Source organism: Streptomyces sp., assembly GCF_035563135.1.
Classification (GTDB): Bacteria; Actinomycetota; Actinomycetes; order Streptomycetales; family Streptomycetaceae; genus Streptomyces.
Genome location: NZ_DATMVN010000477.1, coordinates 1 through 6,346, shown reverse-complemented (window position 1 = coordinate 6,346; position 6,346 = coordinate 1). Strand labels below are relative to the sequence as shown.

Genomic DNA, 6,346 nt, shown 5'->3' with positions numbered 1-6,346 from the left:
GCGCACCTGCCGCTCGACCCCGTGCCAGGGGAACAGCAGCGCGCACGCCGGGTTGGCCTGCAGCTCGGCGCCCTTGCGGGACTCGTAGTTGGTGTAGAAGACGAAACCACGTTCGTCGAGGCCCTTCAGCAGCACGATCCGCGACGACGGAACCCCGGATCGGGACGCGGTGGAGACCACCATCGCGTTCGGCTCGTGGAGCGCGCCGCCCCCGGCGACCTGGCGGAACCAGCGGGCGAACTGGTCCATGGGGTCTGCGGAGAGGTCCTTCTCGGTGAAGTCCTCGGAGCGGTACTGCTCGCGCATCACGGCCGGATCGGTGGTGCAATCGGATGACGGGACGCGGAAGGAGGCGGAAGCGGAAGACGGAGTGGCATCTGCTGTGGACACGGGGCCATCCTGCCGCAGCGGGCCGGATCCCCTGCGGGTAGGGGCACGCTCACCGGTCCGCGGGCCGGGTCGCTGTGCCGGACGTCACCCTTCCCCGCGTCGTGGTAACCCGCCAGTATCGTGGAGCGGCCTTCGTGGCCGCCCCGCAGCCGCCGAGTCGAGGGAGCCGCCCGATGTCCGACTTCGTACCCGGACTTGAAGGAGTCGTCGCGTTCGAGACGGAGATCGCCGAGCCCGACAAGGAAGGCGGCTCGCTCCGTTACCGAGGCGTCGACATCGAGGACCTCGTCGGCCATGTGTCGTTCGGCAACGTGTGGGGCCTGCTGGTGGACGGGGCGTTCAACCCCGGTCTGCCGCCCGCCGAACCGTTCCCGATCCCCGTGCACTCCGGCGACATCCGTGTCGACGTGCAGTCCGCCCTCGCCATGCTGGCACCGGTGTGGGGCCTGAAACCGCTGCTCGACATCGATGAGAGGACCGCCCGCGACGACCTGGCGCGGGCCGCCGTCATGGCCCTGTCGTACGTGGCCCAGTCGGCCCGTGGCCAGGGGCTGCCGATGGTCCCGCAGAGCGAGATCGACAAGGCCGGGTCCGTGGTGGAGCGGTTCATGATCCGCTGGCGCGGTGAGCCGGACCCCAGGCACGTCAAGGCCGTCGACGCCTACTGGACGTCGGCCGCCGAGCACGGGATGAACGCCTCGACGTTCACCGCCCGCGTCATCGCGTCGACCGGCGCGGACGTCTCGGCGGCGCTGTCCGGGGCGGTGGGCGCGATGTCGGGCCCCCTGCACGGCGGCGCCCCGTCCCGGGTGCTCGGCATGATCGAGGAGATCGAGCGGACGGGCGACGCCACGGCGTACGTGAAGCAGGCGCTGGACAAGGGCGAGCGCCTGATGGGCTTCGGCCACCGCGTCTACCGCGCCGAGGACCCCCGGGCCCGCGTCCTGCGCCGCACGGCCCGTGAGCTGGCCGCCCCGCGCTTCGAGGTGGCCGAGGCCCTGGAGAAGGCGGCCCTGGAGGAGCTCCACGCCCGCCGCCCGGACCGTGTCCTGGCGACGAACGTCGAGTTCTGGGCGGCGATCGTGCTGGACTTCGCCGAGGTCCCGGCGCACATGTTCACGTCGATGTTCAGCTGCGCCCGTACGGCGGGCTGGTCGGCGCACATCCTGGAGCAGAAGCGGACCGGCCGCCTGGTGCGCCCCTCGGCGACGTACGTCGGTCCGGGCCCGCGCGACCCCCACGCGATCGACGGGTACGACCAGCTCGCGGACCTGAACAACTGACGGTGACGGCCGGGGGCCGGGGGCCGGGAGCGGGCCGGCGGGTCGGGTAGGCGGCGGCCGGCACCTCGAAGCCCAGCGCGGTCAGGTTCGCGGCCACCTCGGCGGGACTCCGGCCGGTCCGGCTCGCGAGGGTCAGGACGTGCTCGACCTCCGGCGCGTGCCGGACCCGGCCCATGGCCTCCAGCAGGGGGATGTCGTCCGTTCCGGCCGGCGTGGACAGGGTGACGGCGTGTCCGAGCCGGGCCAGCCTGCCGGCGGTCTCCTGAGGGCTGCGGCCGGTCGCCCGTGCCGCACGCAGCACGTGGAGCAGGGACGGGGTGCTGTCCCACGCGAGCCAGGGGGCCCGGGAGTCGAGGCCTTCGCTGAGCAGGAGGATGTCCTCGTCGTCGAAGCCCGGCGTCTTCGGCACGTCGCGCCAGGCGCAGCCCAGCTCCGCCCTGCGGGTGGCGATCTCGACGGGTGTCCTGCCGAGGGTCTTCGCGGCGAGCAGGAGATGCCCGAGGCCGGCGTGCTGGGACCAGGGGGCGCCGCCGTCGGCGTTGAGGCTGAGGATCAGGCGGTCCTCGGGCCGCGGGGTGAACGGGAGGGTGTACCCGAGGGCGAGCAGCCGGTTCGCGACGTCGTACGGGCTGACACCCAGCGTCCGGGCCGCCGCCCACACGTGGTCCGTCGACACGGTGCTGTGCGGGTCGAGCCAGGGCTTCGCGGGGCGCTGCGCCGCGCTGACCAGGACGGGGTCGCCGGGGAACGGGGTGCCGGGCAGCGCGGCGGGAAGGTTGCGGAACCCCAGGGCGCGCAGGCGCCGGCCGATCTCGGCGGGCGCGACGGCCTCGGTGCTCGCCCGCAGCAGGATGTGCGGGAGCGGTATCTCCTCGTCCACGTCGGGCCAGCGGGGCGACCAGGTGTGTTCCCCGAGCCGGAACAGGAGGAGGTCCTCCGGGGACACGGAGGCGGGCAGCGGGGTGTCCGGGAGGGTGAGGCCGGTGCAGCCGAGCTCCCGGTACCGGTCCGCGGTCTCCCGGACGCCGTGGCCCGTGGTGGCGGCCTCGTACAGGATCCGCCCGTACGGCACGGTGCTGCCCAGCCACTCGTTGCGGGCCCGGCCGTCCGTGCTGACGAGCTGGAGGTCCTCCTCCGTGACGGCCCGGTCCGGGACGGTGGGCAGGCGGGTGAGACCCAGTTCCGTCAGCCGGGCCAGGATGCCGCGTACGGGCGTCCCCAGGGTGTGCGCGGCCCGCAGGACGTGAGCGACCGGCACGGGGGCTGAGGGGTCGAGCCACGGCGCTTCACCGTCGATCGACCTGCTCACGAGGCGTACGTCCTCGCCGGAGACCTCGCAGGGCAGTGCCGCCTCGGGGAGACGGAAGCCGAGCGCCCGCAGGCGTGCCATGACCTCGGCGGGTGGCCTCCCGGTCCGGGCGGAGACCTCCAGGACGTGGGGCAGCCACTGGGGGTCGTCCTGTCCGAGCCAGCTGTGCCGCTCACCGCGCCAGTCCGTACGCATGGTCCTGGCCAGGGCCAGTTCCCCGGCGGCCACCCGGTCGGCCAGCGACCCCTGGGGCACCTCGCGGTACCCGAGGGCGGTGAGCCGTATGACGAGCGCGTTGGGGTTGCGGCCGTACTTCTCCGCGAAGCGCAGGACATGGGTGACCGGCACGGGCTCGGCCTCGTCCAGCCAGGGGGGTGCGCCGTCCATCTCCTGGCTGACGAGCCGGAGGTCGTCGGTGGTGAGCGCCGCGACGCCGGGCTCGACCCGGTAGCCGAGTGCGGCGAGGTCCCGGCACGCCCGGGCGCCCGCGTCCGCCGTCCTCTCCGGATCCTTCGTGTCGCCCTCGGTGCGGTCGACGATCAGGAGGATCCGGCTGAGCGGCACGGGGGCGTCGTCGGCGAGCCAGGGGGCGCTGCCGTCCACCCGGTGGGAGGCCAGGCGGAGTTCGCGGCGGCCGGCCCGCTCCGGCGCGTTCTCCAGGCCGGGCGTCCGGTAGCCCAGCCTGGCGTACCGGGCGGCGGCCTCGGCGGGTGACACCTCCAGCCGTTCGGCGGCCTGGAGGATGCGGCCCCGCATCGTGGCGGGGTCGGTCTCCTCGTACCAGGGCCACGTGCCGGACAGGCTGTCGCTGACCAGGATCAGGTCGTCCTCGTCCACCGAGGCGGGGAACCACCCGGGGTCCCGTACCGGGAGGCCGAGTGCGGTGTACTGGGCGGCGAGTTCGGCGGGCGGACGTTTCAGCTGGGCGGCCGCCCAGAGGATGAAGCCGCGCATGCGGGGGGCGAAGTACGGCCGGACCCAGGGGTGGGCGCCGTCGAGGTTGAAGCTGATCAGCTTCATGGCATCGGCCGGGAGCGCGGCCAGTTCCTCGGGCGTGGGCACCTGGTGGCCGAGCCCGGTGAACCGTTCCCTGGCCTCGGCGGGGCTGCGGCCGGTGGTGGAGGCCGCTTGCAGGAGGTGGTACGGCGGCACGGGCTCGGTGGGAGCCAGCCAGGGTGCGCGGCGGTCCAGTTGGACGCTGGTGATGAGCTGGGCGTCGGGGTCGAAGCCCTCGGAGGTGCGCGGCACGGAAAGCCTTTCGCGGGAGTGGTGTCCGGGGAGGGGGCTCATTCGGAGGCGGCGATGTAGCGCCCGCCGTCCTCGTCCTCCTCCTCGTCCTCGTCCTCCTCCTCCCGCCCGGACAGGTCGACCCGTACTCCCGCGGGTTCGAGGGCCTCCCAGACCCGCAGCATCATGGCGTCGCTCAGGTAGTGGTGGTGCAGGTCGAGCGAGCGCAGGTGGGTGAGCGGCTGCCCGTTCAGCAGCGCCTGTGCCCCGGTGTCGCCGAGCGTCCCCAACGACAGGCTGAGCGATTCGAGGCGGGCCACGACCGGTGCGTGCGCCACGGCGGCGGCTATCCCGTCCTGGAAGGTGCTGTTCTGAAGCCCCAGGTGCCGCAGCGCGGGGAAGCGCGTGCCCTCCAGCAGCGGCGCGAGGTCCTCCAGGGTCGTGTCACAGCCGTAGTACTCGTCGCCCAGCCACAGCTCCAGGTGTTCCAGCGCCGGCAGGTCGGAGGCCAGGACGCCGCGCACCACCTCGGCGGGCAGTCCACCGCACTCGAAGCGCAGGGTGCGCAGTGCCTCGTGGCGCACGGCCGGGAACTTCAGGCCGGAGCTGCCCCGCACCGCGAGCTCCCGCAAGCCGTGGGTAGGCCTCCAGGACGGTGGTGACGTCGGACTGCACCATCCAGGAGAGCTCGGACTGTTCGGAGACGACGTCGCCGAGGAACACCGCTTCCAGGTTGACGAGCCGGGAGTTCGCCTCGACGATCTTCTCGGGCATGCCGCCCAGGCCGTGCTCGGTGTGCCACGGGTAGCCGGTGATCAGCGCGCGTACGTCCTCGGCCGGCATGGTGGCGAGGAAACGCTCCCAGTAGGCGTCCGAGTCCTCGTCGCCGCCGCTGTCCCCGAGCTCGACGCACCAGGCCGCGGCATCGGCGGCTGCGGGCAGGGGCGCGCTGTGGGTGAACTGCGGAAAGGTAAGGGCGGGCAGGCCGTGGAACTGGCTGACACGATCGATCACAGTCGTCCTTCGATGGCGTAACGGTTACGACTCCCGTTGTTCTACCAGTCGGTGACGACAACTCCCGCTGTCCTGCCCGCCGATGACGGCCACTCCCGTTCTCCTGCGGCCGGTGGCGGCAGCTGCGTTCACGCGCCGCCTGCCGCTTCACCCTCCTCGCCGTCGGCGTCCCTGCCGCCCGGGGGCGCGGCGAACGCCTGCCTGCTGTGCACGAGCAGCTCGCGCAGCGCCGGGTTGTCCGTGCTCCTCCACACCAGCGCGAGCAGCGCCGGCGTCTCGACGTCGTCGATGACGCGGGCGGTGAGCCGGTCGCCGTGGCTCGCGGCCATGGACGCGCTGAGGACGGCGGCCCCGAGCCCACGGGCGGCGAGGTCCGCGACGGCGTCCGCCGCGCTGGCCTGCAACGCGATCACGGGCCGGAGTCCCCGGTCGGCGCAGGCGCGGTCGAACAGCGTACGCAGGCCGGTTCCGGGAGGCATGCAGATCAGGGGACGTGTGGTCAGATCGCGCAGGGTGACCCGGTGCTGCCGCGTGAGGGGGTCCCCGGCCGGGACGGCCACGACGAGCCGCTCGCTGATGACCGTCAGGGCGTCCAGTCCTTCGGGGGTGGGAGCCGGCGTCCCGATCAGGGCCAGATCGACGGCGCCGGTGCGCACCCCTTCGACGAGCCGGTCGGAGTGGTCCTCCAGCAGGGAGATCTCGACCCCGGGGTGCGCCCGGTGGAAAGCGGCGAGGGCGTCGAACAGCGGGGTGACGGTGCAGCCGATGACCATTCCGACGGTGAGCCGGCCACGGATCAGCTCGGTGACCTCTCCCACCGCCTGCCCCACCGCCTCGGCTGCGGCCAGTGCGGCGCGGGCGTGCACGAGCGCGGCCTTCCCGGCGACGGTGAGGGCGGCGGTGCGCGACGAGCGGTCGAACAGCTCGGCGCCCAGCTCCCGCTCCAGCCCGCGGATCCGGGCGCTCACACCGGACTGGCTGATGTGCACCCGCTCGGCCGCCCTGGTGAAGTTGCGCTCCTCGGCGACGGCGACGAAGTACTCCAGCTGCCTCAGGTCCATGACCACAGATTCTAGTTTCCATCAGAAGCATCTGTTGGACTTCTGGAGGGTGCCTGGCCACG

At 73.1% G+C, this 6,346-nt stretch carries 3 protein-coding genes and 2 pseudogenes; 1 reads left to right on the top strand and 4 read right to left on the bottom strand.

Going from position 1 to position 6,346, the window contains the following annotated elements; genetic code table 11:
* Window positions 1–306: pyridoxine/pyridoxamine 5'-phosphate oxidase (locus VN520_RS21050; protein WP_325748488.1), on the bottom strand; the 306-nt coding region annotated here is incomplete at its 3' end.
* Window positions 307–563: 257 nt separating this feature from the next.
* On the opposite strand from VN520_RS21050, the gene VN520_RS21045 reads away from it, so the two are divergent.
* A complete protein-coding gene (locus tag VN520_RS21045; protein ID WP_325748487.1) occupies window positions 564–1,673 on the top strand; it encodes a citrate synthase 2 in 1,110 nt (369 codons plus the stop codon).
* 79 nt (window positions 1,674–1,752) lie between these two features.
* Here the strand turns inward: VN520_RS21045 and VN520_RS39840 are convergent.
* The 3 genes and pseudogenes from VN520_RS39840 to VN520_RS21030 all read right to left on the bottom strand — a co-directional run.
* Window positions 1,753–4,272 (bottom strand): annotated as a pseudogene (locus tag VN520_RS39840) (hypothetical protein); the annotation flags it as partial.
* Window positions 4,269–5,223: pseudogene (locus VN520_RS39680) on the bottom strand (STM4015 family protein). The pseudogenes VN520_RS39840 and VN520_RS39680, both read right to left, overlap by 4 nt.
* A gap of 128 nt (window positions 5,224–5,351) precedes the next feature.
* The gene (locus VN520_RS21030) at window positions 5,352–6,284 is read right to left on the bottom strand and encodes a LysR family transcriptional regulator (RefSeq protein WP_325748484.1); all 933 of its coding nucleotides are present in this window, start codon (window positions 6,282–6,284) and stop codon (window positions 5,352–5,354) included.
* Window positions 6,285–6,346: the final 62 nt, after the last annotated feature.

What these genes read in the sequence shown, in the direction of transcription:
- VN520_RS21030 (WP_325748484.1), bottom strand. Translation starts at nt 6,284, where the DNA reads ATGGACCTGAGGCAGCTGGAGTACTTCGTCGCCGTCGCCGAGGAGCGC.
- VN520_RS21045 (WP_325748487.1), top strand. Translation starts at nt 564, where the DNA reads ATGTCCGACTTCGTACCCGGACTTGAAGGAGTCGTCGCGTTCGAGACG.